The 25,303-nt window shown below is 66.9% G+C and carries 23 protein-coding genes; 14 read left to right on the forward strand and 9 right to left on the reverse strand.

What is annotated here, in order from left to right; translation table 11 throughout:
• Window positions 1–6: 6 nt before the first annotated feature.
• Complete coding sequence (locus CDA09_RS12195; RefSeq protein ID WP_121428944.1) at window positions 7–942, reverse strand: HDOD domain-containing protein; 936 nt, start codon at window positions 940–942, stop codon at window positions 7–9.
• 145 nt (window positions 943–1,087) lie between these two features.
• Entirely contained in the window at window positions 1,088–3,229 is a 2,142-nt protein-coding gene (locus tag CDA09_RS12200) for a DUF1631 domain-containing protein (protein ID WP_286164102.1), read from the reverse strand.
• A gap of 231 nt (window positions 3,230–3,460) precedes the next feature.
• Between CDA09_RS12200 and CDA09_RS12205 the strand changes: the two genes are divergently transcribed.
• Entirely contained in the window at window positions 3,461–3,889 is a 429-nt protein-coding gene (locus CDA09_RS12205) for an acyl-CoA thioesterase (protein ID WP_121428946.1), read from the forward strand.
• 15 nt (window positions 3,890–3,904) lie between these two features.
• On the opposite strand, the gene CDA09_RS12210 is transcribed toward CDA09_RS12205, so the two are convergent.
• Entirely contained in the window at window positions 3,905–5,098 is a 1,194-nt protein-coding gene (locus CDA09_RS12210; protein ID WP_121428947.1) for a PQQ-dependent sugar dehydrogenase, read from the reverse strand.
• A 191-nt stretch (window positions 5,099–5,289) separates the two neighbouring features.
• Here CDA09_RS12210 and CDA09_RS12215 point away from each other — a divergent pair, with 191 nt between their 5' ends.
• The 10 genes from CDA09_RS12215 to CDA09_RS12260 all read left to right on the forward strand — a co-directional run bounded on the left by CDA09_RS12215 (window position 5,290) and on the right by CDA09_RS12260 (window position 13,432).
• Window positions 5,290–5,901, forward strand: coding sequence for a hypothetical protein (locus CDA09_RS12215; protein ID WP_121428948.1), 612 nt, complete (start codon window positions 5,290–5,292; stop codon window positions 5,899–5,901).
• A gap of 153 nt (window positions 5,902–6,054) precedes the next feature.
• Window positions 6,055–6,453 (forward strand): thioredoxin family protein, encoded by a 399-nt coding sequence (locus tag CDA09_RS12220; protein WP_121430852.1) that lies wholly within the window; start codon window positions 6,055–6,057, stop codon window positions 6,451–6,453.
• Window positions 6,454–6,481: 28 nt separating this feature from the next.
• Window positions 6,482–6,694, forward strand: a complete 213-nt coding sequence (locus CDA09_RS12225; RefSeq protein WP_121428949.1) for a hypothetical protein — start codon at window positions 6,482–6,484, stop codon at window positions 6,692–6,694.
• 130 nt (window positions 6,695–6,824) lie between these two features.
• The gene (locus CDA09_RS12230) at window positions 6,825–7,523 is read left to right on the forward strand and encodes a GntR family transcriptional regulator (RefSeq protein ID WP_121428950.1); all 699 of its coding nucleotides are present in this window, start codon (window positions 6,825–6,827) and stop codon (window positions 7,521–7,523) included.
• A complete protein-coding gene (locus CDA09_RS12235) occupies window positions 7,520–8,617 on the forward strand; it encodes a branched-chain amino acid ABC transporter substrate-binding protein (RefSeq protein WP_121428951.1) in 1,098 nt (365 codons plus the stop codon). The genes CDA09_RS12230 and CDA09_RS12235 overlap by 4 nt, the downstream gene beginning before the upstream one ends.
• Window positions 8,618–8,780: 163 nt before the next feature.
• The gene (locus CDA09_RS12240) at window positions 8,781–9,695 is read left to right on the forward strand and encodes an ABC transporter permease subunit (protein WP_121428952.1); all 915 of its coding nucleotides are present in this window, start codon (window positions 8,781–8,783) and stop codon (window positions 9,693–9,695) included.
• Complete coding sequence (gene livM / locus CDA09_RS12245) at window positions 9,695–10,996, forward strand: high-affinity branched-chain amino acid ABC transporter permease LivM (protein ID WP_121428953.1); 1,302 nt, start codon at window positions 9,695–9,697, stop codon at window positions 10,994–10,996. Before CDA09_RS12240 ends, livM begins: the two co-directional genes overlap by 1 nt.
• Entirely contained in the window at window positions 10,993–11,820 is an 828-nt protein-coding gene (locus tag CDA09_RS12250) for an ABC transporter ATP-binding protein (protein ID WP_121428954.1), read from the forward strand. The genes livM and CDA09_RS12250 overlap by 4 nt, the downstream gene beginning before the upstream one ends.
• Entirely contained in the window at window positions 11,820–12,530 is a 711-nt protein-coding gene (locus tag CDA09_RS12255; protein ID WP_121430853.1) for an ABC transporter ATP-binding protein, read from the forward strand. The genes CDA09_RS12250 and CDA09_RS12255 overlap by 1 nt, the downstream gene beginning before the upstream one ends.
• The gene (locus CDA09_RS12260; protein WP_121428955.1) at window positions 12,527–13,432 is read left to right on the forward strand and encodes a DMT family transporter; all 906 of its coding nucleotides are present in this window, start codon (window positions 12,527–12,529) and stop codon (window positions 13,430–13,432) included. The genes CDA09_RS12255 and CDA09_RS12260 overlap by 4 nt, the downstream gene beginning before the upstream one ends.
• 15 nt (window positions 13,433–13,447) lie before the next feature.
• Here the strand turns inward: CDA09_RS12260 and CDA09_RS12265 are convergent, their stop codons facing one another.
• Both CDA09_RS12265 and CDA09_RS12270 read right to left on the reverse strand, forming a co-directional pair.
• The gene (locus tag CDA09_RS12265) at window positions 13,448–14,092 is read right to left on the reverse strand and encodes a response regulator (RefSeq protein WP_121428956.1); all 645 of its coding nucleotides are present in this window, start codon (window positions 14,090–14,092) and stop codon (window positions 13,448–13,450) included.
• A complete protein-coding gene (locus tag CDA09_RS12270; protein WP_121428957.1) occupies window positions 14,089–15,459 on the reverse strand; it encodes a cache domain-containing protein in 1,371 nt (456 codons plus the stop codon). Before CDA09_RS12270 ends, CDA09_RS12265 begins: the two co-directional genes overlap by 4 nt.
• A 243-nt stretch (window positions 15,460–15,702) precedes the next feature.
• Here CDA09_RS12270 and CDA09_RS12275 point away from each other — a divergent pair, with 243 nt between their 5' ends.
• From CDA09_RS12275 to CDA09_RS12285, 3 genes are read left to right on the forward strand one after another with little or no spacing between them, the layout of a single operon-like run.
• On the forward strand, window positions 15,703–17,772 hold the full coding sequence (locus tag CDA09_RS12275; protein WP_121428958.1) for a carbon starvation CstA family protein: 2,070 nt from the start codon (window positions 15,703–15,705) through the stop codon (window positions 17,770–17,772).
• A 4-nt stretch (window positions 17,773–17,776) separates the two neighbouring features.
• Window positions 17,777–17,971, forward strand: a complete 195-nt coding sequence (locus tag CDA09_RS12280) for a YbdD/YjiX family protein (RefSeq protein WP_121430854.1) — start codon at window positions 17,777–17,779, stop codon at window positions 17,969–17,971.
• Between the two features lie 30 nt (window positions 17,972–18,001).
• Window positions 18,002–19,030: a CobW family GTP-binding protein gene (locus CDA09_RS12285; protein ID WP_121428959.1), complete on the forward strand. Its 1,029-nt coding sequence runs from the start codon at window positions 18,002–18,004 to the stop codon at window positions 19,028–19,030.
• 24 nt (window positions 19,031–19,054) lie between these two features.
• Here the strand turns inward: CDA09_RS12285 and CDA09_RS12290 are convergent, their stop codons facing one another.
• From CDA09_RS12290 to CDA09_RS12300, 4 genes are all read right to left on the reverse strand, one after another.
• Window positions 19,055–19,300: a CDGSH iron-sulfur domain-containing protein gene (locus tag CDA09_RS12290; RefSeq protein ID WP_121428960.1), complete on the reverse strand. Its 246-nt coding sequence runs from the start codon at window positions 19,298–19,300 to the stop codon at window positions 19,055–19,057.
• A 125-nt stretch (window positions 19,301–19,425) separates the two neighbouring features.
• Entirely contained in the window at window positions 19,426–19,554 is a 129-nt protein-coding gene (locus CDA09_RS23655; protein WP_286164105.1) for a hypothetical protein, read from the reverse strand.
• On the reverse strand, window positions 19,551–20,753 hold the full coding sequence (locus tag CDA09_RS12295; protein WP_121428961.1) for an EAL domain-containing response regulator: 1,203 nt from the start codon (window positions 20,751–20,753) through the stop codon (window positions 19,551–19,553). The genes CDA09_RS23655 and CDA09_RS12295 overlap by 4 nt, the downstream gene beginning before the upstream one ends.
• The gene (locus CDA09_RS12300) at window positions 20,750–25,258 is read right to left on the reverse strand and encodes a PAS domain S-box protein (RefSeq protein ID WP_164844411.1); all 4,509 of its coding nucleotides are present in this window, start codon (window positions 25,256–25,258) and stop codon (window positions 20,750–20,752) included. Before CDA09_RS12300 ends, CDA09_RS12295 begins: the two co-directional genes overlap by 4 nt.
• Window positions 25,259–25,303: the final 45 nt, after the last annotated feature.

Below are 25,303 nucleotides of genomic sequence, written 5' to 3' on the forward strand. Positions count from 1 at the left end.
AAAGCCTCAATCGACCCACGACGATGGCAGGGCTGCGATGACGGGTCTGGGCAGGCGCACCAGGTCCGTCCAGACCGGCAGTTCCGCCAGCGCATCCGTGGCCAGTCTGCGCGTCTCTTCCGGCGTCAGGTCGAGAATGGCGGCGCGCAGATAGACCGTGCCCACGGTCTCGGCATCAGGCTGCGCGGCCAGGCAGGTCTCGGAAAGCCGGGTCGCCAGCTGAAGGCCGCAAGCGAGGCGGTAGGAGCGCGAATCGGGATCGAAGCCACCGCCTTCGGGATCGCGTTGCCAATACACGACATCGGCGAGCGCCGTCGGAATACCCCAATCCGCGAGGAGGACGGCCGATAGTTCGTGGCGGTCGAAACCGAAGGTCGCGATCTCGGCGGTTTCGACCGGATCGGCGCTGCGCGCGGCCTGCTCCAGGGTGAGGTCGTAGGTCGCGGGCGCAGCCGTGGCGAAGGCGAGCGTGCCGATCTCGCTCAGCAGCCCCAGCGTGAAGGCTTCGGAAGCGGGCAGGTCGCCGCGGTGGGCGGCCAGCGCCTCCATCACCGCCGCATTGAGGAGCGACGCGGTCCAGAAAGCGTTGTAGTTGAAGCGCTTCGAGGTCACTTTCGGCCGGTTCGCGACCAGCGACAACGCGACGGCGTGGGCGCGCACGATGTTCATGCCCAGGCGGATCACGGCCTGCTGGAGATCGAGCGAGCGCTCGGTGCGGCCGAAGCGGGCGGCGGACGCCGCGCGCAACACGAAGCCGGACAGGGCGGGGTCCGAGCGGATCACGCGCACGACGGCGTCGATGCGGACTTCGGGGTCGCGGGCGAGCTCGATCAGCTTCAGCGCGGCGCCGCGCGGGCTCGGGAGTTCATCCGCAGCGAGCAGGAAGTCGCGGATGTTCCCGGTCACCTGTCCGCGATCACGCTGGTTGCTGGCTGAATTCATTCACGTTCCCTCTAGTGATGCGCAGGCGGCTGGCGTTGTTGCCATATCGATGGCGCCGGAGCGCGCCTGCATGGTTCTCTCTTGCTGTCTTGCAGTTCCGGTTCGCGGCAGTGCGCGCCGCCGGCTGGCCCTGTCCGCGCCACGTTCAGCCTCGCAACTCGTCGAGTACGTCGTCCACGACGCGGTCGAGCAGCGGTTCCTGGTCGGCGGTCGACGCCTCTCCGCTGGCGAAGCGCCGCGTGAGTTCTGCGCGCGTCAGGGCTAGCGCGCGCTGCCCCTGGCGATTGGCGAACAGGTACATGGTGCGCGCGGGGCTTATCCAGGTGAGGCGCACGCGACGCACTTCGCCTGATTCGTCCCTGAGTTCGACCCAGCTGCCGCGGGTGAGAAGGTCGAGTTCGAGCATTTCCGGGGTGGGATCGTCGCCGATGGGCTGAAGCCCCGGCAAGGGCCCGGCCCGGCGTGCCGGCGCATTCGGTGGCGGCGGGGGCGCAGGCGGTGGCGCAGCGACGAGCGGGGCCTTCAGCGCGGCGGCATGACACTGCACGAGTTCGGAGAAGAACGCCTTCTGGCGCACCTCGTCGATCGCCGCTGCCGTCATTCCCGCTTTCAGGTTGCGCAGCATCACCGGAAGCTGCTTCACCATGCGCTGGCGCTCTTCCATGCTCCGCTTGGGCAGGACGCTCCACACCAGATCGGCGATTGCGGTGATGGCGTTGGTCCAGCGTTCGCTATTGGTCGGCGGCGTGCTCGTGGCGCCGCTCTCGAGCGCTGCATGTGCAAGCACCCGCGTCCAGATGTCGCGGATGAAGTCCCGCACGGCGGCAGGAAGCTCCTCGTTCGCGAGATGATCGGCCATCGCGTCCTCCCCGATCTTGCGGGCGAGGTCGATGCGTTCGCGCTCCTTGAGGCGCTCGGTCAGGGTCGCGGCACGTTCGTCGGCATAGCGCTCCTGCTCGGTCAGGTAGTTCTCGAACTCCTGCAGGCAGGACGCGAACACGCTCGCATCTTCGGCGAACTGGTTCTGGATGCGGACGACGGCGCCTTCGGCGGCGCGGTACAGCGAGCTGTCCTCAGCCAACGGTCCGTCCCAGGTCACGCTCGCCTGCGCGAGCGAATTGATCAGGCGGCGCGCCGGATGGGTGCGGTTGGAGAAGAAGCCGTGATCCATCATGGCAAGCTTCAGCACCGGGATCTGCAGGCGCCCGATCAGCCCCTTCATCGCGTCAGGGACGCGCGAGTCGTCGAAGATGTAATCGAACAGGGTGGCGACGACATCGATGACGATGCCGTCGATGGAGTTTGCCTGTTTGCTGAGCCCGGCCTCGATCAGTGCGCTGATGATGTTGCCGGTCGCGTCCACGTCGGCCGGTAGGGCAAAGCTCTGGCCACCGAATTGCAGGTCGCCCTGCCCCTGCTGCAGGCCGTTCAGCAACTGCATGAGGTCCGGCGTTCCGGTGCGCTGCCTCCAGTCGCTTTTTTCGACCGCAGCTGCCTTGGCCGTGAAGATCTGCTTCACGAGGTCCGATGGATCGGGTTCTCCGGGAAGCGCGCCCTTGCGCGCGGCCATCCGCTGCGAGGCCTTGCCGCGGCGCGCCCGGGGGCGAACGTTGGGCATGACGCGCCGCGCCACCAGCAGCGCGTTGACATCGTGATAGACGGTCGACATCTCTCCGGCCAGCCGGCCGACCAGGAGTTCGAGCGCGGTCGCGCGCAGCCCGCCCGACGCGTCCTGCTCCCAGCAGATGTTCTTGAGCGCCTCGCAGATCGCCGCCGGCCCGATCGGATTCGCGGCGCCATCGATGTCGTTTTCGCCGAGCATGAAGGCGACCCGGGTCTGGAGGTCCTGGTTTTCCGCTTCGCACGCCCGTTCGAGGCGCGTGGCGAGGTTCTTCACGGCGATCGTGGTGTCGATTTCGGTCTCGTCGACCAGTTTGAGCTCTGGAAAGAAACCCATCTCGCTCCCGTCCTCGTAGAAGGTGCTCGCGACACTGGAGGTCTTGGCCCGCTCCTGGAACTGGTCCTCGAAGCCGGTGCTGAAAGTGCGGTCGATTTCTGCTCCGATGGTGTGCAGCAGTGCCTGCAACTCGATCAGCTTCTGGGCTTCCTCGGCGTTCTTCGCGGCCAATCGACGTGCCTGCAGTTCGTCGCGAAGCTCGCCGACCGACCGCGCGAGCGCCTCGCGCACGCGCTGACCGACGAAGTCGCGGCATTCGAGCAGGACACCCTGATGCGGACGGAATGCGTCGGGGACTCCGGTCTGGCGCGATAAATGTTCGTTGGTCACGACATGCTCCGCTTTCATGGCGGTACGGGACAAGGGCGATGATTGTCGCCGGCTTACCAAGGCTTTATTCAGTTTGACACATTTTGCATCCCGCCACCGATGGAACGACGCTGCGACGCGCCATGCGGGCCGTCGGCCACCCGTGCGCCGCGAAATCTGCGGACATCGCCGCCGGGGAGTGCTCCGTATAATGATTACGGACCGGAGCGCAAACTCTTTAGCGATATTCACATGCCACGAATCAAGATCGACCTGCCCGCGCGTTTCACGTTCGCGACCGAAATCCCGGTGCTCGCACATCACGTCAACTGGGCCGGCCATGTCGACAACGCGCAGCTGGCGGTATTGCTCTCCGAAGCGCGCATCGCCTATTTCGCCAGCCTGGGCTACACGCAGGAGAACGTCGAGGGGGTCGGAACGATTGTCGCCGACATGGCCATCCAGTACGTTTCCGAAGCCTTCGAGGGAGAGACGCTGGTCTTCGACATGGCGGCGGACGATTTCAACAAGTACGGCGCCGATCTCGTCTCCCGCGTGCGCGATCGCGACAGCGGGCGGGAGGTTGCCCGGGCCAAGATCGGGTTCGTGTTCTTCGACTACGCGGCGCGCAGGATCGCGCCGGTGCCGGGGCGTTTCGCGGAGCGGGCCACGGCCGCCTGATTCGCGATGCCCCGCTCAGCCGGGGTCGAGCCGCAGGATCCGGCCGTCGGTTTCGTCGAGGAGGTAGAGCTTGCCATCGGGCCCCTGGCGTACGTCGCGAATCCGCTTGCCCAGCTCGGTAAGCAGGCGCTCCTCCCGGACGACCTTCTCCCCGTCCAGCTCGAGCCGGGCAAGCAACTGGCCGCGCAGCGCACCGACGAACAGGCTGCCCTTCCATTTCGGAAACGCGTCGCCAGTGTAGAACGCCATCCCGGACGGCGCGATGGAGGGGATCCAGACGCGGACGGGCGGCACCACGTCGGCCCGTTCCGTCCCCTCGCCGATGCTGAATCCGGTGACGTACTCTTTCCCGTAGGTGATGACCGGCCAACCGTAGTTGCCGCCGGCGCGGACCACATTCACCTCGTCTCCGCCCTGCGGTCCATGCTCGTGTGCCCACAATTTTCCGGTGACAGGGTGCAGCGCGGCACCCTGGACGTTGCGGTGGCCGTAGGACCAGATTTCCGGTTGGACACCGGCCTTGCCGACGAAGGGATTGTCCGGCGGGATGCCGCCATCGGGGCGGATCCGGACGATCTTGCCGAGGTGGCTCCCGAGATCCTGCGCGCTGTCCCGGTAGGAAAAGCGGTCGCCGAGGGTGACGAAGAGGTTCCCTTCGCGGTCGAACACCAGGCGCGATCCCCAGTGGTTGCGGCCATCGGGGTCTTCACGCTGGGCGAAGACGATCTCGACGTTCTGCAGGCTGCGGGCAGTGTCGTCCAGCCGTGCGCGAGCGACCGCCGTGCGCGCGCCCTTGGACGTCGGCTGTGCGAACGAGAGCCAGATGAGCCGGTCGCGGGTGAAGTTCGGGCCGATGACGACGTCGAGCAAGCCGCCCTGCCCCACGGCATGGACCCGGGGAACGTTGAGGATCGGCGCGGAAAGCTTTCCATCGGGCGAAACGAGGCGCAGACGTCCCGGGCGTTCGGTGACCAGCATGTTTCCGTCGGGCAGGAAGGCGAGCGACCAGGGCGTTTCCAGCCCGCTCGCGACTTCGGTGACACGGACCGGCCCCGCTTCGCTGCGCACGATCGTCTGCGCGTCTGCGACGGGGGGAAGGCCGAAGGACACGATCAGCGAGCACGTGGCGGCGACGCAGCCCCGCCAGCGCTTCCGTCGGCCTGCGCGCACGCCAGGCTCGGTCAGAGGTGACGACGAGAATCGATTCATGGAAATCTCCCTCGCAGGAAACCCGAACTCCCGGATCGCGTGTTCGCCCCCGGATTTGACGGGTATCAATGAGATGCGCCCCGCCTTGTTGAGATCCTTGAAACATGAGGGCAGGGGCGGCGACGCCCGAACCCGACGCCGCGTGACCAGTGCGCGGCCCCGACAACACTCCGAAGGATACGAGGTCGCAGATGGCTTTTCCGGATTTTTTCGCCGACGCAAGACGAATCGAGCTCCGCGATCCCCTCGCGGCGTTTCTTGGCGCCAGTGAGGGGGGCGTGTTCGCTTACGGTTACGAGGATGCCGTGAAGCTCGCCGGCCACTCCTGCCCGACCGTGGCCTCGGCCTACATGCTCACCCTGCATGCCCTGCGGGCGCTCTATCCGGACGAGATGCCCGAGCGCGGCGGCATCCGGGTCGCGTTTCGGGGGCGTATCGACGAAGGCGTCACCGGCGTCATCGCCAGCGTCGTCACGCTACTGACGGGCGCCGCCCACGACGGTGGATTCAAGGGGCTCGGCGGCCGCTTCGTGCGCCGCGGGCTGCTCGATTTTGCTGCCGATGTGCCGTTGGCGATGCGGTTTACGCGCGTCGACACGGGCGCAGCCGTCGATGCGCAGGCGGATCTCTCGTCGGTGCCGGCCGATCCGGAGATGCCGGAACTGCTGATGCGCTGCCTTCACGGACCCGACGCCGGCGAACTGACGCGCCGTTTCGGGCAAATGTGGCAGGACCGGGTGCGCCGGATCCTGATCGACCACGGCGACGATCCGGCGGTATTCCGGATCAGCGCGTCCAGCTGATCCGATCCCGGCCAGGGCCGGGCGGAGGGCCGGGCGGAGGGCCGGGCGGAGGGCCGGGCGGAGGGCCGGGCGGAGGGCCGGACGCGGACAAAGGGCGCGTGCGAAGGGTGGATATGCTAGCCTCGGGGCTTACTGCACCGAATGTCTCCGCCGATGAACGCCCCTACCCTGCCCGAACTGCTCGTCGTCTGCCTGTGCGCCGAATGGTGCGGGACCTGTCGCGAGTATCGCGCCGGGTTCGAGGCGCTCGCGGGGCAATGGCCGCAGGCCGCGTTCCACTGGGTGGACGTCGAGGACGATGCGGACGTCGCCGGCGACCTCGACATCGAGAACTTCCCCACCTTGCTGATCCAGCGCGGGGATCTGGTGCTGTTCTTCGGCACGATGCTGCCGCAGCACGTCTTCCTGCAGCGCACGCTTGAAACGCTCACCGCCCTCGGCGAGGACGAGGCGCGCGCGTACGCGTTCGCCAACGACGAACGGCGCGCCTGGCAGCAGGAATGCAATCTTCGCCCCGCGCTTGAACAGCATCTCGCGCGCAAGGCTGCCTGACCGCGCCTTCCTTTCCGTTTCACCTTCCATGCCCGTCCAGCCCGCCGACCGCAAGCGCTGCGTTTCCTGCAAACGCTGGGGAGGCGCGCGCAAACCCGGCGCCAATCCGGGCGAAGTCGAGTACGAGGACGACGCGCGCGGTGCATGCAACGAGGGGCCGTGGCACGGCACCCTGCGCAGTCCGCGCAACGCCTGCGGGCAATGGGTGATGTGGGCAGCGCTGAAGCTTCCCGAAGCCTGACGCAGGCGCCCGGCGCACGGGCGAAACATCGGCAGATCGTTATATTGCAGTGCAGCTTGCATTCCGTTCCACGGGCGGGTAATTTTGCGCCGCTCCGTATAACGTATACGATCTTACGCAAAACCCATCCATGGCTTCGCCACTCGAACAACTCGCAGTTCCGCGCGTATTGCGGCTCTCGGCATCCGACCAGATTGCCGGTTCGCTGCGCGACGCTATTGTCGGGGGGCATCTCGCGACCGACGAGGTGCTGCGCCAGGATGAGATCGCGGCTCGTTTCCATGTCAGCAAGATCCCGGTGCGCGAGGCACTGAAGCGGCTGGAAGCGGAAGGCCTGGTACGTTTCGCGAAGAACCGTGGTGCTGTCGTGGCCGGCCTCTCGCAGGCCGAGATCCTCGAGTACATGGACATCCGCGCGCTGCTGGAAGCGCGCGCAGCCGGGCTCGCCGCAGCCCGGATCAGCGATGAACGCCTGAACGACGCACGCCAAAAGCTTGCGGAGTTCGGCGCGTCGCAGGACCCCGGACGCTGGGGCGAACTGAACTGGCTGTTCCACTCGACGCTGTATGCAGACGCCGACCGGCCGATCCTGCTGGCGGAGATCCGCGCGCTGTACGACAAGCTGGAACGCTACGTGCGCGCGCTGCTCGCGATGACGGCGCAGACCGAGATGCCCAAGACGCAAAGCGAACACAGCGCGATCCTCGATGCGTTCGCAAGGCGCGACCCCGACGCTGCGGCGTCCCTGACGCGGGCCCATGTGCTCGATGCGGGGGCGTCGCTCGTGCAGTACCTGAAGAACCACAGACACCACGGAGGAAACACATGAAGAAGACCCTGATTGCGACCGCCTTCCTCGCGCTCGGCGCGCAGGCCCAGCTCGCCCACGCCGACCTGACGGTGGCGATCGCGGGCCCGATGACCGGCCAGTACGCCTCGGCCGGCGACCAGATCCGCCGCGGCGCGGAGATGGCGATCACCGACATCAACGCCAAGGGCGGCGTGCTCGGTCAGAAGCTCAAGCTCGAAGTCGGCGATGACGCCTGCGATCCGAAGCAGGCGGTGTCGGTCGCGAACACGATGGTAAACAAGAAGATCGTGTTCATGCATGGCCACTGGTGCTCGAGCTCGACGATTCCCGCCTCCGAAGTGTACGTCGAGGCCGACATCCCGATGGCGACCGTGTCGACCAACCCGCAGGTCACAGAGCGCGGGCTGAAGAACGTCTTCCGCATCATGGGCCGCGACGACCAGCAGGGCCTGGTTGCGGGCGGCTACATCGCCGACCACTTCAAGGGCAAGAAGGTCGCCGTGCTCGACGACAAGAGCGCCTACGGCAAGGGCCTGGCCGACGAGATGGCCAAGGCGATGACCGCCAAGGGCCTGAAGCCGACGCTGCGCGAGTCGATCACCGCGGGCGAGAAGGACTACTCGGGCATCGTGACCAAGCTCAAGCAGGCCGGCGTCGAAGTGCTGGCCTACGGCGGCTACCACACCGAAGTCGCGCTGATCCTGCGCCAGGCGCAGCAGGCCGGCCTGAAGCTGACCGTGATGGGCGGCGACACGATGACCAACTCGGAACTCGTCACCGCCGCGGGCGCGAACGCGGACAACGTGATGTTCACGTTCTCGCCCGATCCGCGCAAGAACCCGGATGCCGCGCCGGTCGTGAAGCGCTTCCGCGACGCCAAGGTCGAGCCGGAAGGCTACGTGATGTACGCCTACGCCGCATTCCAGCTCTTTGCGGAAGCCGCAACCCAGGCCAAGAGCACCAAGTTCGCCGACCTGGAGAAGGCGATGCGCGGCGGCACCTTCAAGACGGTGATCGGCGACCTCTCCTTCGACGCGAAGGGCGACCAGAAGAAGCCCGGCTTCGTCGTCTACCAGTGGAAGGGCGGCCAGTACGACTACGCTGCCAAGTAATCCTGCGTAGTTTCTGTCACCGGCCGGGCGACCCGCCCGGCCTGCGCGCCGCCGGTCCAAAAGGCCGGCGGCGCCATCTCCCGGATGAGTTCGGCGCGGTCGGCAGCCCTGCCCGCTGGCATCGCGCGCGAGACATCCGCACAAAACGACAAAGGAGACTGCTGTGGCATATGCATTGCAACAGCTCATCAACGGCCTGACGCTGGGGGCCGTGTACGGCCTGATCGCGATCGGCTACACGATGGTGTACGGCATCATCGGCATGATCAACTTCGCCCACGGCGACATCTTCATGGTGAGCGCGTTCATCGCGGTCACCGCCTTCACGCTGCTGGCGGCCTTCGACATCACGTCGCTGCCGCTGGCGCTCACCGCGGTGCTGATCACCGCGATCTTCTTCACGTCGGCCTACGGCTGGGCGGTCGAGCGCATGGCCTACCGGCCCCTGCGCGGCTCGACCCGCCTGGCGCCGCTGATCTCCGCGATCGGCATGTCGATCTTCCTGCAGAACATGGTGCAGCTCACGCAAGGCGCGCGCGTGAAGCCGATTCCGCCGGTGATCGAAGGGGGCATCGAGCTGTGGCGGACGGCCGACTTCACGGTGCAGGTGTCGTGGACCCAGATCATGATCATGCTCGTGACGATCGTGCTGATGGTGGCCTTCACCTGGCTGATCACGCAGACCGCGTTCGGCCGCCAGCAGCGCGCCTGCGAGCAGGACAGCACGATGACGGCACTGCTCGGCATCAACGTCGATCGCACGATCTCGGCCACCTTCATGCTCGGCGCGGCGCTGGCCGCCGTCGCGGGCGTGATGGTGACCGTGTACTACGGCGTGGTCGACTTCTTCATCGGCTTCGTCGCAGGCATCAAGGCCTTCACCGCCGCGGTGCTGGGCGGCATCGGATCGCTGCCGGGCGCGATGCTCGGCGGCCTCATCATCGGCCTGATCGAGTCGTTCTGGGCGGCTTATCTCTCGCCCGAATACAAGGACGTCGCGACCTTCGCGATCCTGATCCTCGTGCTGATGTTCCGCCCGAGCGGACTCCTCGGCCGTCCTGAAGTGGAGAAGGTCTGATGAGCGCCGTCATCATCGCGCGCCACGCGCGCACGCCGGCCGAGCGCTTCAAGGACGCGGCCTGGGTGGCTTTCGTCGCGCTGCTGCTGGGCATTCCGATGGTCGGCCTGACGACCGTCGACCAGGGCGGCGCCCTGACCGTCCAGACCCGTTTCGGCATGCTCGGGATCTTCGTCGGCGTGTCCTTCGCCGGCCGTTTCATCTTCCGCTGGGTCATGGACCAGATCCGTGGCCGTCGCGCGGCGAAATCCGCGGTGGCGAAGGTCGATCGCACGCCGCTGGCGATCAAGGTGATCGGCTGGGCAGTGCTCGGTGCGTCGGTCGCACTGCCGATCATGTTCTCCGAAAACCGCTACATGATCGACACGGCCACGACGGTGCTGATCTACGTCATGCTGGGCTGGGGGCTGAACGTCGTCGTCGGCCTCGCCGGCCTGCTCGACCTCGGCTACGTCGCCTTCTACGCGGTCGGTGCCTATACCTACGCCCTGCTCTTCTCGCACTTCGGCTGGACCTTCTGGGAGGCCTTGCCGGTAGCGGGCGCGATGGCGGCGACCTTCGGCATCCTGCTCGGTTACCCGATCCTGCGCCTGCGCGGCGACTATCTCGCCATCGTGACGCTGGGCTTCGGCGAGATCATCCGCGTGATCCTCGTGAACTGGACGGAGCTCTCGAACGGCCCCAACGGCATCGGCTCGATCCCGCGCCCGACGCTGTTCGGACTGCCCTTCGAACGCAGCCCGGCCGAAGGCACGCAGAGCTTCGCGACCTTCTTCGGCGTCGAATTCTCGGGCATGCACCGGATCATCTTCCTGTACTACCTGATCCTGGTGCTCGCGCTGCTCACCAACGTGTTCGTGTCGCGCCTGCGGAAGCTGCCGGTCGGCCGTGCGTGGGAAGCGCTGCGCGAGGACGAGATCGCGTGCAAAGCGATGGGCATGAACGTGACCAACGTGAAGCTGTCGGCCTTCGCGATCGGCGCGATGCTGGGCGGTTTCGCCGGGGTGTTCTTCGCGGCGCGCCAGGGCTTCATCTCGCCCGAGAGCTTCACCTTCACCGAGTCGGCGACGATCCTCGCGATCGTCGTGCTGGGCGGCATGGGCAGCCAGCTGGGCGTCGTGCTCGCGGCGCTCGTGCTGGTGCTGCTCCCGGAACTGGGCCGCAACTTCTCCGAGTACCGCATGCTGATGTTCGGCACGGCGATGGTGCTGATCATGGTGTGGAAGCCGAGCGGCCTGCTCGCGTCGCGCGAACCGACGATCCGTCTCAACAAGGCCGCGGCCACGGGAGGTGAAGCATGAGCGCGACCCTGCTCTCCGTCGAGAACCTGACGATGCGGTTCGGCGGCCTCACTGCCATCGACAACCTGTCGGTGTCGGTGCCCGCCGGCAAGATCACGGCGATCATCGGCCCGAACGGGGCCGGCAAGACGACCTTCTTCAACTGCCTGACCGGCTTCTACAAGCCGACCACCGGCGGCGTGCGCCTCGCCCATCCGAAGAAAGGCGAGATGTGCCTGGAAACGATGACCGGCCACCGCGTCGCCCGCGATGCGCAGGTCGTCCGCACCTTCCAGAACATCCGCCTCTTCCCGAAGATGACGGTGCTGGAGAACCTGATCGTCGCGCAGCACAACTTCCTGCAGGATGCCTCGCGCTTCTCGATCGCCGGCATCTTCCGGCTGCCGGGCTACCGCAAGGCGGAGGCCGAGGCGCTGAAGACGGCCGCGCACTGGCTCGAGCGCCTGGGCCTCACCGACATCGCCGACGTTGCGGCGGGCGACCTGCCCTACGGCACGCAGCGGCGCATCGAGATCGCGCGCGCGCTGTGCGTCGATCCGGTGCTGCTGTGCCTCGACGAGCCGGCGGCGGGCCTCAACCCGCGCGAATCGGCCGAGCTCAACACGCTGCTGCTGTCGCTGTGCCGCGAGGAAGGCATCGCGATCCTGCTGATCGAGCACGACATGAGCGTCGTGATGAACGTGTCGGACCACATCTGCGTGCTCAACTACGGCCGCAAGATCGCCGAGGGCACGCCCGAGGAAATCCGCAACGACCCGCAAGTCATCAAGGCCTATCTCGGCGAGGATGACGAGGACACCGCATCCGGGGAGAAAGCCGCATGATGCTGCACTTGGAGGGCGTACACGCCCATTACGGCCATATCCACGCGCTGCGCGGCATCGACGTCGAGGTGCAGGTCGGCGAGATCGTGACGCTGATCGGCGCCAACGGCGCGGGCAAGTCGACGCTGATGATGAGCCTGTTCGGCAAGCCGGGGGCATCGCAGGGCCGCATCGTGTTCGACGGCGAGGACATCACGCGCGTGCCGAGCCACCTGATCTCGCGCCGCGGGATCGCGATCGTGCCCGAAGGCCGCCGCATCTTCCCGCGCATGACGGTGATGGAAAACCTGTTGATGGGCACCGCTTTCGCCGACCCGGCGAACTTCGATGCCGATATCGGGCGCGTCTACGCGATGTTCCCGATCCTGGGGGAACGTGCGGCACAGCGCGCCGGCACGCTGTCGGGCGGCGAGCAGCAGATGCTCGCGATCGGCCGCGCGCTGATGAGCCGGCCGAAGCTCTTGCTGCTCGACGAACCCTCGCTGGGGCTTGCGCCGATCTACATCAAGCGCATCTTCCAGATCATCCGCGAGCTCAACACCGAGCACGGCATGACGGTGCTGCTGGTCGAGCAGAACGCCCACCACGCGCTGCGCGTCGCCCATCGCGGCTACGTGCTGCAGCACGGCGAGATCGTGCTGGCGGGGACGGGGCAGGAACTGCTCGCGAGCCCCGAGGTACGCGCGGCTTACCTGGAGGGCGGGCATTGACCGATCGCGCTGCCGCCCCGCCCCGCTGGCTGCCCTTTGCCGTACTCGGCATCGGGCTGCTCGCCGTTTCGTTCGGCGCGATCTTCGCCCGCCTGGCCCAGGGCGAAGGTGTTCCGTCGTTCACCGTGGCGACCTGGCGGCTGGGGCTGGCGGCGCTGATCATCACGCCCGTCGCGCTGTTCCAGTCTCACCGCGCGCTCAAGGACCTGAACCGGCGTCAGTGCCTGCTTGCGCTGGCGGCCGGTTTCTTCCTCGCGCTGCATTTCGCGACGTGGGTCAGCTCGCTGGAGTACACCTCGGTCGCCTCCAGTACGGCCCTGGTCACGACCAACCCGTTGTGGATCGGACTGGTGTCCTTCGTGCTGTTCGGCGAGCGGCCGGGCCGCATGATGCTGGGCGGCATCGCGCTGTCCTTCGGCGGCAGTCTGCTGATCTTCTGGAGCGACAGCCAGACCGTAAGCGCCGGGGCGAATCCGGTGCTGGGGAATGTGCTCGCGCTGGCGGGTTCGTGGTGCTTTTCCGCCTATCTGCTGATCGGCAGGCGCCTTCGCGCGGGGCTTCCCCTGCCCGCCTACGTATGGCTTGCCTACGGTGCGGCCGCATTGCTGCTGGCCGGGGCGAGCGGCGTGTCAGGGGCTCCGCTGAGCGGTTTCGGCACGACTGCCTGGGCAATGCTTGCCGGCATGGCGCTCGGCCCGCAGCTGCTCGGACACACGGCCTACAACTGGTCGCTGCGGCATGTTTCGGCCACCTTCGTCGCCGTGGTTACCCTGGGCGAGCCCGTCTGCAGCGCAGCGATGGCTTTCGTCCTCTTCGGCGAGGGCTTCGCGCCGCTGCAGTTTGGCGGTTTCGCGCTGCTGCTGGCGGGCATTTATCTGGCCGCGCGCGGCGAGAAGGCCTGACGCCGCCTTTGCAGATCAACCCCTGATCCAGCCGCGCTTCAGCGCGTAGCTCGCGAGGCCCGCCGCGGTCTCGATGCCGAGCTTGCGGCGCAGGTTCAGGCGATGTGTCTCGACGGTACGCACGCTGACGTCAAGCTTCTGCGCAATGCGTTTGTTGCTGTCGCCCTGGGCGACCAGGATGAGCACCTCCCTCTCGCGTTCCGTCAGTGTCGCTGCGTCGTCCGCTGGCGTCGACAGCGCGGCGGTCAGGGCACTGCTGAAATAGGCGCCCCCGGCCGCGACCGCGCGGATCGCCGCGATGATCTCGGCCGACGGGGCGTCCTTGAGCACATAGCCGCGCGCGCCGGCGCGCATCGCCGACATCACGTAACCCTGGCTGTCGTACATGCTCAGGATCAGCACGCGCAGCTCGGGGCGCTGCCGCGCGAGTGCCCCGGTCAGCTCGATGCCGTTGATGTCGGGAAGGCCGACGTCGACCAGCGCAAGATCCGGCCGCAGGGCCTCGGCGGCCGCCAGGGCCTGCTGGCCGTTGGCCGCCTCGCCGACGATTTCGATCTCCGGGATGTCCCCCAGCCGCGCCCGCAGGCCGTCACGCACGAGTTGATGATCGTCGACGAGCAGCAGGCGAATCGTTGCGTCGGACCCGGTTGTTTCGCTCATGACACGCTCCCCTTCTTCGCATTCGGGCACGGCAGCACGGCCCTGAGCGCGGTGTGTCCCGGCATCGAGTTGACCGCAAGTTGTCCGCCGTGGTGTTCGATGCGCTCGCGCATGTTGCGCAGGCCGATGCCGCCACTGCGGGGATAATCGATCCGCGCTGTGTCGAAGCCGCGCCCGTCGTCCGCGATCACGAGGTGCACCGTGCCTCGCCCGGACGCCAGGGTGAGGCGGACATGGCGCGCGTCGGCGTGACGCTCGATGTTCGTCAGCGCTTCCTGCGCGATGCGATACAGCGTCGTTGCACCGGCCGCATCGGCCGACAGGTCCACTTTGGCGATATCGGCATCGACGACGATGCCGGTACGCACGCGGAATTCGTCGAGCAGCTGCTGCAGCGCGGCCGGCAGGCCGAGGTTGTCGAGCAGCGAGGGGCGCAGATTGTACGAGATGCTGCGGATCTCGCCGATCGCCACCCCCAGGCCATCGAGCCCCTTGCCGATGTGTTCCGCGACGTCGTCGCGCCCGGCAAGCGCCCGCTCCTTCGCGAGTTCCAGGTGGTACTTGACCGACACCAGCAACTGGCTGAGCCCGTCGTGCAGGTCGCGGGCGACCCGCGTGCGCTCCTCCTCGTGCGAGGTCACGATGCGCTGCGCCAGTCCCTTCAGGCGGCGGTCCGCGAGCTGGTGTTCGCTGAGGTTCAGCGCCATGCCGCCCGCGAACACGATCAGGGCCGCGACGATCCCCACGACGGTGAAACCCAGCACGGTCGCCGCGATGCGCGACGCCATCTGGTCGCGCAGCTTGTTCCGGACGGCCTCGACGTCGTCGAGGTAGATCCCGGTCCCGAGGACCCAGCCCCAGCGATCGAGCCTCACGACATAGCCCAGCTTGGCGGTTTCCTTGCCCGTCGAGGGCTTGTTCCACTTGTACTGGAGAAACCCGTCGCCAGAAGTGGCGGTCGCGATCAGGCGCTGGATGACCGGAAGCCCTTCAGAGTCGTGCTTCTCCCACAGGTTGTGGCCGACCAGCTCCGACTGGCGGGGATGGACGATGTTGAGGCCGGAGATCTCGTAGGCAAAGAAATAGCCATCGTCACCGTAGTTCATCTCGTTGAGGATGCGCTTGGCCTCGTTCTTGGTTGCCTCGTCGTCGCGGCCGGAGGCATACAGGTGGTCGATCGAGGTTTGTGCGAGCTGCACGTAGTGCTGCAATTCCGCGCGCTTGGCGACCAGCATCGCCTCGTTCAGCACGACCTCCTGCTGGCGCTCCAGGTCGCGCGCCTGCACCGCGACCATGATCGCGATCGCCGCCACTGCGGCGACGAGCGGCAGCACGGCCAGGACGATGACCTTGTGCTTGAGACGCAAGTGGTGCCCTCCCCCCCGATTCGCCTGCGATTGTAATGCGCCGGGAACGCACGCCGGCGCCCGTGCGCGCCATTTCTACGTAGAACTACGCAGCTGCCGAAAGTAGTAGTGCGAATGGTCCGGCGCGCACCGTTCCGCGACATTAACGTGTGATCCCCGGCACAGGGGTGCCGGGACCCGAGACCAGATCCGGTAAGACCAGAGCCTGAATCAACGGCCTATCCGGAGAGAGGAGGAGTATAAATGGCCACGCTGTCCAGGCACGCGCTATGGGCGCTTGTCGGCATCTTAGGCGCTTTCGCGCTCGCATATGTCGCACTCAGCCGCGGAGAAACGATCAACGCCCTGTGGATCGTCATTGCCGCGGTTTCCGTGTACCTCATCGCCTACCGCTACTACAGCCTCTTCATCGCGAAGCGGGTGATGTCGATCAATCCGGACCGCATGACTCCGGCCTACCGGCACAACGACGGCCTCGACTACGTACCGACCAACAAGTACGTGCTGTTCGGCCACCACTTCGCCGCCATCGCCGGCGCCGGCCCGCTGGTCGGCCCCGTGCTCGCGGCGCAGATGGGCTACCTGCCGGGCATGCTGTGGATCCTCGCCGGCGTCGTCATCGCCGGCGCGGTGCAGGACTTCATGGTGCTGTTCGTGTCGACGCGCCGCGACGGCCGCTCGCTGGGCGACCTAGTCAAGTCCGAACTCGGCCCCGTCCCGGGAGTCATCGCGCTCTTCGGCACCTTCCTGATCATGGTGATCATCCTCGCGGTGCTCGCGCTGATCGTCGTGAAAGCGCTGGCCGAAAGCCCGTGGGGCACCTTTACCGTCGCGGCGACGATTCCCATCGCGATCTTCATGGGCCTCTACACGCGCTACATCCGTCCGGGCCGCATCGGCGAAGTGTCGGTTATCGGCTTCATTGGCCTGATGGCCGCGATCGTCGGCGGCGGCCAGATCGCCGCGAGCCCGACCTGGGCACCGCTGTTCACCTTTACCGGTGTGCAGCTCACGTGGATGTTGATCGGCTACGGCTTCATCGCCTCGGTGCTGCCCGTGTGGCTGCTGCTCGCGCCGCGCGACTACCTGTCGACCTTCCTGAAGATCGGCGCCATCGCCGCGCTCGCGATCGGCATCCTCTTCGTCGCCCCCGAGCTGAAGATGCCCTCGGTGACGCGCTTCATCGACGGCACGGGCCCGGTCTGGGCCGGCAGTCTCTTCCCCTTCCTCTTCATCACGATCGCCTGCGGCGCCGTGTCCGGTTTTCACTCGCTGATCTCGTCGGGCACGACGCCGAAGATGATCGAGAACGAATCGCACATGCGCCTGATCGGCTACGGCGGCATGCTGATGGAGTCCTTCGTTGCCATCATGGCCCTGGTCGCCGCGTCGATCATCGAGCCGGGCATCTATTTCGCGATGAACAGCCCGCTCGCGGTGCTCGGCCCCACCGCCGAAAGCGCTGCGCAGGTGATCTCGAACTGGGGCTTTGTCGTCACCCCCGACGTACTCACGCAGACCGCTGCCGCGGTCGGCGAACACACCATCATCGCCCGCGCCGGCGGCGCGCCGACGCTCGCCGTCGGCATGGCGCAGATCTTCTCGGTGATGTTCGGCGGCACCGCGATGATGGGTTTCTGGTACCACTTCGCGATCCTGTTCGAGGCGCTCTTCATCCTCACCGCCGTCGACGCCGGCACCCGCGCAGGCCGCTTCATGCTTCAGGATCTCCTCGGCACCGTCGTGCCGGCGATGAGGCGCACCGATTCGTGGGTCGGTAACGCGATCGCGACCGCACTGTGCGTCGCCACCTGGGGCTACTTCCTGTACCAGGGCGTCGTCGATCCGCTCGGCGGCATCAACACCTTGTGGCCGCTGTTCGGCATCTCCAACCAGATGCTCGCCGCGGTGGCGCTGGTCCTCTGCACGGTCGTGCTGTTCAGGATGAAACGCGAGCGCTTCGCGGTGGTGACGGTAGCCCCGACGATCTGGCTGATTGCCTGCACGCTGACCGCCGGCTGGCAGAAGCTCTTCGACGCGAACCCGAAGGTCGGCTTCCTCGCGCAGGTGTCGCGCTACCAGGGCGCACTGGAGCGGGGCGAGCTGCTCGCTCCGGCCAAGAACGTCGGCCAGATGAAGCAGATCATCCTCAACAACCAGATCGATGCTGCCCTGTCGCTGTTCTTCATGCTGGTCGTCGTGAGCATCCTGGTGTACGGCCTGCGTTCGTGCTGGCAGGCATACCGCGCCGCGCATCCGACGACGCAGGAAATCGGCGCGCCGGATGCATCCTCGCAGGGCGCTGCGGCGTAAGCCCGTGTTCAACGATCTCACCAAGCTCGGCAAGTATCTCGGGCAGGCCGCCCGCCTGATGGTGGGCCTGCCCGACTACGACACCTACGTCGCGCACATGAAGGCGACGCACCCGGACCGCCCGGTGATGAGCTACGAGGAATTCTTCCGCGAACGGCAGGAAGCGCGCTACAACGGCGGCACCGGCCGCTGCTGCTGATGAGGCACCGTGATCGGCCAAGGATCAAGCATGCAACACCCCAACCCCTCCATCCCTGTTCCGGTCACGGTCCTCACCGGCTTCCTCGGTGCCGGCAAGACGACACTGCTGAACCGTATCCTGACGGCGGCCCACGGTCATCGCATCGCGGTGATCGAGAACGAGTTCGGGCCGGTCAATATCGACAGCGAACTGCTGGTGCAGCAGAGCGCGGAAGTCGTCGAGATGACCAACGGCTGCCTGTGCTGCACCGTGCGTGGGGATCTGGCAAGGAATCTCGTCGATCTCAAGGCCCGACGCGACGCCGGTGAGCTCGCCTTCGACCGCATCGTCATCGAGACCACCGGCCTCGCCGACCCCGGCCCGGTGATCCAGACCTTCTTCGCCGAGCCCGAGCTCGCGGAGACCTATCTCCTCGACGCCGTGCTCACGGTCGTCGATGCCGTTCACGCTCCGCGGCAGCTCGACGAACACCCCGTGCTGCTGAAGCAGGTCGGCTTCGCCGACCGTCTGCTCGTGTCAAAGAGCGAGGGCGTCGCGGCCGATGCGCTCGACGCGCTGCTCGAGCGGCTCGCACGCATCAACCCGCGGGCGCCGATCCGCCAGCTGGTCGCGGGCGAACTCGACATCGGCTTCCTGCTCGACATCCGCGGCTTCAACCTCAACGAGAACCTGCTCGCGGAAGACGCCCCCGCGGCTCCGCGCTTTCGCCCGGCCGCGCAGGATGGCCGAAAGCTGTTCGGCGGAACCGCGCACAGCGACGAGATCGGCTCGCTGCTGCTGGAACACGCGGGCGATGTCGACCTCGACCGCATCGGCGCCTTCGTGCAGGGCCTGCTCGACCGCCACGGCGACGACCTGCTCCGTTACAAGGGCGTGCTCGCGATCCCCGACCAGGCGAACAAGCTCGTCTTCCAGGGCGTGCACCGCCTCGCGGGATTCGACTACGGCGAACAATGGAATGCCGATGCGCGGCGTTCGCGCATCGTGCTCATCGGCCGCCGGCTGCCCGAAGCCGAACTGCGCGCCGGATTCGCGGACTGCGTGATCGCCGCGTGATGTCTGGCGCGGTGGTCGACGCGCCTACAAGGTCTTGTGCGTCCCGTCGCAATACGGCTTGTTGCCGGTGCGCTTGCAGCCGCACAGATAGGCGGTGCCCGTCTCGGCCGCGGTGAACCTGACCGGCAGGAAAGGGCCGCCCTTGTGCGATCCGTCGCAGAACGGCTGGTGCTTGCTGTTGCCGCATTGGCACCAGTAATACTCCTTGCCGGCTTCCAGTTCGACGGCATACGGCCCTTTCTGCGCAATGTTGGGAACGGGATCGGTCATGGCGCGTTCTCCTGAACGTCATCACGCGGATCGCGGCCCCGCGATCCGCACCGTTTCAATCTAGACTGCCGCACGCGCGAAAGGCCAGGAAAAAGTGCCGCGGCCGGATGCCGCGCGCTCGGCGATCAGCCCGCGCGGGTGACGGAAGGGCGGCCGCGACACCGTCTCGAATTCGTCCTGCCCGGCAGCTTGCGCACCGGTGCGGCATCGACGGCCAGGTCGCCCGCGACCAGGATGCGCGCGATGCCGTTCATGCATCCACGCTCACGAGCGTCGGGCGGCGGATTTCCCAGTCGGCAACCCAGTCGGGGACCTGCTCGGCCGGCATGGCCCTGGAAACGAACCAGCCCTGCGCAAAATCGCACCCCATCCCTTGCAGGAAATCCCAGTCCTCGCGGTCCTCGACACCCTCGGCCACAACCTTCATGCCGAGTTGCCGCGCCATGCCCAGGCTCGCCTCGAAGATCGCGCGCAGCGAAGCGTCACGGCCGGCCCCATGCACGAAACCGCGATCGATCTTGAGTTCCGTGAAGGGGATGTCGCGCAGTTGCGCGAGCGACGAATGCCCGGTGCCGAAATCGTCGATCGACAGCCCGATCCGCTTGAGCCGCAGGCGCGTGAGGATCTCGAGCGGCGTCAGCGGATCCTTCATCAGCCGGCTCTCGGTCACCTCGAGCATCACGCTGGCCGAAGGCAATCCCGATTCGTGCACCGCGCGCTCCACGACATCCGGAAAATCGAGCGACACCAGGTTGTCCATCGACACGTTGATCGCAACCTGAAGCGGCAGCCCGTCCTCGTGCCACCGGCGCGCGTGACGCAGTGCCTCGAGCAGGACCGTTCGCGTCAGTTCGCCGATCAGGCCGTTGTCTTCGGCAAGTGCGATGAACTGGTCGGGAAAGATCAGGCCGTCCTGCGGATGCGCCCAGCGCACCAGCGTCTCCACGCCGGTCACCGCTCCGGTCGCGAGATCCACCTTGGGTTGGTAGTGATTGACCAGGTTGCCAGCGGCGATGGCGTGACGCAGCGCGTCCACCGTGTAGGCGTTCCCGCTGGCACGGGCGGCAGCCGGTTCGGACAAGGTCCGCTGCTGGAGGACATGCCGCAGCTCGTCCATGGTCACCGGCTTGCTCAACGCGCCCAGCACCCGCAGACGGTGGCCCTGGGCGAGCTTCTCGGCCGTTTGCAGGATGCGTTCGCTCTCGCCGCTCACGAGGACGAGCTTACCGGCATATTCCTGCCGGGTCAGGTGGCGCACGAACTCGATCCCGTCCATCCCCGGCATCTGCAGGTCGCAGAAAATGAGATCGATGCCGTCGCTGGCCGTGGCGAGTACCGTCAGCGCGTCGTAACCGCTGGCACAGGCTTCGACATCCTCGATACCGAGCCGGCCCAGTTGATGAACGAGCAGCTTGCGCGGAATCGGTTCGTCGTCGACCACCAGGATTCTCATCTGACTTCTCCGCGCAGTGGCAGGGTCTCCGCCGAAAGATCTTCGATAACCCGCGCCATCGTTGCCTCGAACGATGCGGTAAGGCGCGCCATCTGCTTCGCGATCAGGGTGCGATCCCCTTGCTTGGCGTGCTCCTCGAGCGCCGCACAGACGTCACCCAGCAATAGCGCGCCCACTGCTCGCGCTGACGATTTCAGCATATGCGCCGTCGCGGCGATGACGTGAAGCTCGCCGCGCGCATCGGCGTCCTCCATCGTTGCCATGTGCCCCCGGGCAGATTCCGCGAACTCCTGCAGGAATTCCCGTATGACAGTTTCTTCCTCGCCGACCAGCTTCGCAAGCGTCGAGAGGTCCAGCAGCGGCAAATCGCCCGTCGGCTCGAGGCCGACCCGCTGCACGGGCGGTCCGGCCGCCGGCGGCACCTCGCCGTCCGGCAGCCATTGCCGGATCGTCGCGCTCAGGGTGTCGAGCAGCACGGGCTTGGTCAGGTAGCCATCCATTCCCGCCGCATAGGCTCGGCGCTCCTCGCCACGCAAGGCGTTCGCCGTCACGGCCACGATCGGGATCCTCCCCTTATCGCCTTCCTCGCACCGGATCGACTCGGTGAGCCGGTAGCCGTCCATCTCGGGCATGTGGATGTCGGCCAGCACCAGCGCGTAACGGCCCTTGCGCCACATCTGCAGGGCCTCGGCTCCGTCTCCCGCGAGTTCGGCCGCATACCCGAGCAGCGCGAGCTGATGGATCATCACCTTGCGATTGATTTCGTCGTCGTCAGCGACCAGGACCAGGCGACCTTCGCGACGGGCCTGCTCGACGTCGGGCATCGTCAGCGTCGCAGCCTGCTCGGGAACAGGCTGCGACGACTGGAATGTCTCGGGCGACGCCAGCCCCGCCGCGACAGCCACCGCACGTAGCAGCGTCTGCCTGCGCAAGGCATTGCCGTCGATCGTGACCGTGAACGGGTCGCTGATGCGCGGACGCTGGCGACGTCCGCGCTTGATGCAGACGCGCCGGACGCCGTCGAGCGCTTCGGCAATGCGCTGCTCGTTCGCGCCATGGCCTACAAAGCCGATCACGATCGCCGGCGCGCCGAGCGCTCGCACCGCCGCGGCGGCCGAGCCCACGTCGGCAGCGACTTGCACCTGCGCACCGGCATGTTCGAGATAGATGCGCAGGTCGTCGGTCGACAGCTCCGCATCATCGATGAGGATGCAGCCGACTCCGCCGAGTTGTGTGCCCTGTTGCGCCGACTGCGCGTCGGACGCCGGTTCCAACGGTAGGGTCACCGTGAAACGCGCGCCCTCCCCGGGACGACTCTCGACGGTCACGTCGCCATTCATGAGCGCGACGAGCCGCCGGCAGATGGCGAGTCCCAGTCCCGTTCCGCCGAAGCGGCGCGTCGTGGAGGTCTCGGCCTGGGTAAAGGGATGGAAGAGCTCGTTCACCTTGTCGGGGGCAATTCCGATTCCGTTGTCGGACACCGCGATGGCAACGCACAGCGGGTCGCGCTGCGCCATGGTCACGCGGATCCCGACCCGCCCACGGATGCCCGGACGCCCCGCCGAAAACTTGATGGCATTGCCCACCAGGTTGTACAGGATCTGCCGCACGCGCATCTCGTCGGCCACCAGCAGTCGCGGAAGGTCGGGCGCGACGAAGATGGAGAGATCGACATCGCGGCCGTTTGCGACCGGTGCGAGCGACGTGGCCAGCCCCTCGGCCAGTTCCTCCAGTGCGACCGGCGCCGCGTCGAGTTCGAGCCGTCCGGCCTCGATCTTCGAGAAGTCGAGGATGTCGTCGATGATTCCCAGCAGGGTCGACGACGACGAACGTATGGTCGCGATCAGGTCGGCCTGCTGTTCCGTCAGCCCGGTGTGGGCGAGCACTTCGACGAGTCCGACCACGCCGTTCATCGGGGTGCGGATTTCGTGGCTCATCGCGGCCAGGAACGCGGACTTCGCCCGACTCGCCTGCTCGGCATCGTCACGCGCCTGCTGCAGCGCAGCGATCAGCGTCTTGCGCTTGGTGATGTCGTGCAGCGTGCCGATGAAGAATCGCTCCTTCCCGATGCTGTATTCCGCGACACTCAGTTCGAGTGCGACGGTATGACCGAGCTTGTGCCGCCCCTCCACCTCGCGCCTCGTGCCGATGACGGAGCGTTCGCCGGTCTTGAGGTAACGCCGCAGGTAGCCATCATGCCGTTCGCTGTCCGGCGACGGCATCAGCATCGCGACGTTCTGTCCGACGACCTCTTCCGGCGCATAGCCGAGCACCGGGTGGATGGCCGGGTTCGCGCGCTGCACCACGCCGCGCTCGTCGATCGTGATGACGCAGTCAAACAGGTGATCGAGCACCACGCGGAGCTCTTCCTTCTTTTCCCGCAGCGCGTCCATCGCTGCGGTGTGCTCCTCGACCCGACGAGCCAGTACGGCATTCAGCTGGCCGAGGCGCAACGCATGCTCGTGGCGCTCGGTACCGTCGGTTGCGGAACAGAAGATCAAACCGTCGGGCTGCGGCAAGGCCTTCCACTCCAACCGGCGCCAGGAGCCGTCCTTGCACCGGTAGCGGTTTTCGAACCCCTGCGTCGGAATCCCCTCGGCAAGCCTGCCCATCTCGGCCTGCGTTGCCGCGCGATCGTCGGGGTGAACGAAATCGAGGAACGGATGCGCGAGGAGTTCGTCGTCGCTCCACCCGAGCGTTTTCCGGAAGGCCGGATTGACGCGCTTGAAGTATCCGTCGACACCCGCGATCCCCAGCAGGTCCAGCGGGAGGTTGAACAGGCGGTCGCGCTCGTCCTCGGCGCTGCGCCGCGCCTGGAGTTCGTCCTCGAGCTCCGCGGTGCGCTTTGCCACCGTCCGCTCGATTCCCGCCGCATAGCCCGCGGTGCTCAGTGTGCCAAAACTCACGAGGAGCGCCACCAGAACCGAGAACACATGAAAGATGTGCGACTCGGCCCCGTAGGCCGTGACATCGAATCCCGAGCCGGGCTGCATTTCGAGCCGGAAGCTGTGACCGGCGATTTCGATGTCGCGCGTCACGAGCGGTGGCACGTCCGCCGTCAGCCCGTCGACGAGCGTGTACGCCGTCCCGCCGCCCGTTACGTCCCGAACACGGCAGAGCACCCCGCGCGCCCGCGCCGCATCGAGCAGAGGTGCGAGCAGCGCTTCGACGTCGTATACGCCGACCACGTATCCACGGATCTCCCTGTCCCGGGCCCCTGCCTCGGCGGCCCCTGCGGCGTCTTTGGCGAGCACGCGCTGGAACACCAGCAGGGACGGCTTCACGGTCCGGAGAAGGCGCGACCTGTGCATCAGATGGAGAGAACCCGACTCCGAGGCATGGCGCATCTCCGCCATGCGCTCGAAATCGAACGCGTGATCGAGGCCCACGATCATCCGGTTCTTTTCAAGCGGCTCGGTGAACAGCACGGGGTAATACTCCGCCCGCTCCCCGACCGGAAGCGGAGTGCCGTCGGCGTCAGGCTCGAAGATCCGGTAGTCCTGGAGGCCGCCCGCCCGTGCTGCCGACTCGAACGCGGCGCGCTGCTCGCGCGTGACGCGCGGGGCCCAATCCACCGATGACAGCGCCGGATGACGCGTTATCCAGCGGGTATACGCGGCGAACCCCTCGGGCGTCAGGGCGGCATTTGCCGAAATGAAGCGCTCGACGCCTTCCAGCATGGCGACCACGTTCGGCAACGGCAGAAAGCCCAACTCGACGACCTCGTCCATCCGCAGGGCGATGCCCGCACGCTTTCGCTCCGCCTCGATGCGATGCACTCCAACCCCGCCGACACCGAGGAGAATGGCAGTGGCCAGCAGGGTGACTGCGACACGGAAACCGCTTCGGCCGCTGGCTACCCACGCCGGCCGGGCGCCCGGCATGACGAGCAGCCCGAGCGGCGCGAAGAGAAGCACGCCGATCGTATCGCCGGCCCACGCCGCCAGCCATTCGTCGGCGGCACTGGCCGGCGCGAGCCGCGCGAGTCCGACCAGGGCACCGGTTCCGAACGTGGGCGAAACGATGCACGCAACCGGCCCGACCAGCAAAAGAATCCGGACCAGCCTCCAGTGGCTCGCCAGCGCAAACGGCGAGCGAAGGTAGCGCCGGGCAAACCAGGCGCCGAGCACCGCCTGCAGGGTTGCGCCGGTGGCGCAGAACGCGGCGGAGAGAGCGCCAGTCACGCCCGTCGCCGGAGTGAAAAGCAGGTTGAACAGGAGCGCCCCCAGCCATACGCCGGGAAACGACCGGATTCCGAACAGGATCAGGCACGCCAGCGCCACCCCCGCCGGCGGCCAGAGCGATGCGGCAAAACCCGGCGACGCCGCGAGCAGCCTCGAGGCGAGCGCCGCAAGCGCATAGATGGCGGCGACGAGAAGGATGCGCGCCCACAGCTTGTTTACGCGTCCGGTTGCCGGATCGAAGCCGGGGGATGCAACCTCGGCGCACGCCGGCTCCGGCTCGACGGAAGCCTGGGCATGCGCGGTGGAAATGGCGCGGGTCATCGGCGATTTTCTCCGGCAGCGGACCAGCGGTTGCTCGCCGCCATC

The sequence above is a fragment of the Azoarcus sp. DN11 genome, assembly GCF_003628555.1.
Lineage (GTDB): Bacteria > Pseudomonadota > Gammaproteobacteria > Burkholderiales > Rhodocyclaceae > Aromatoleum.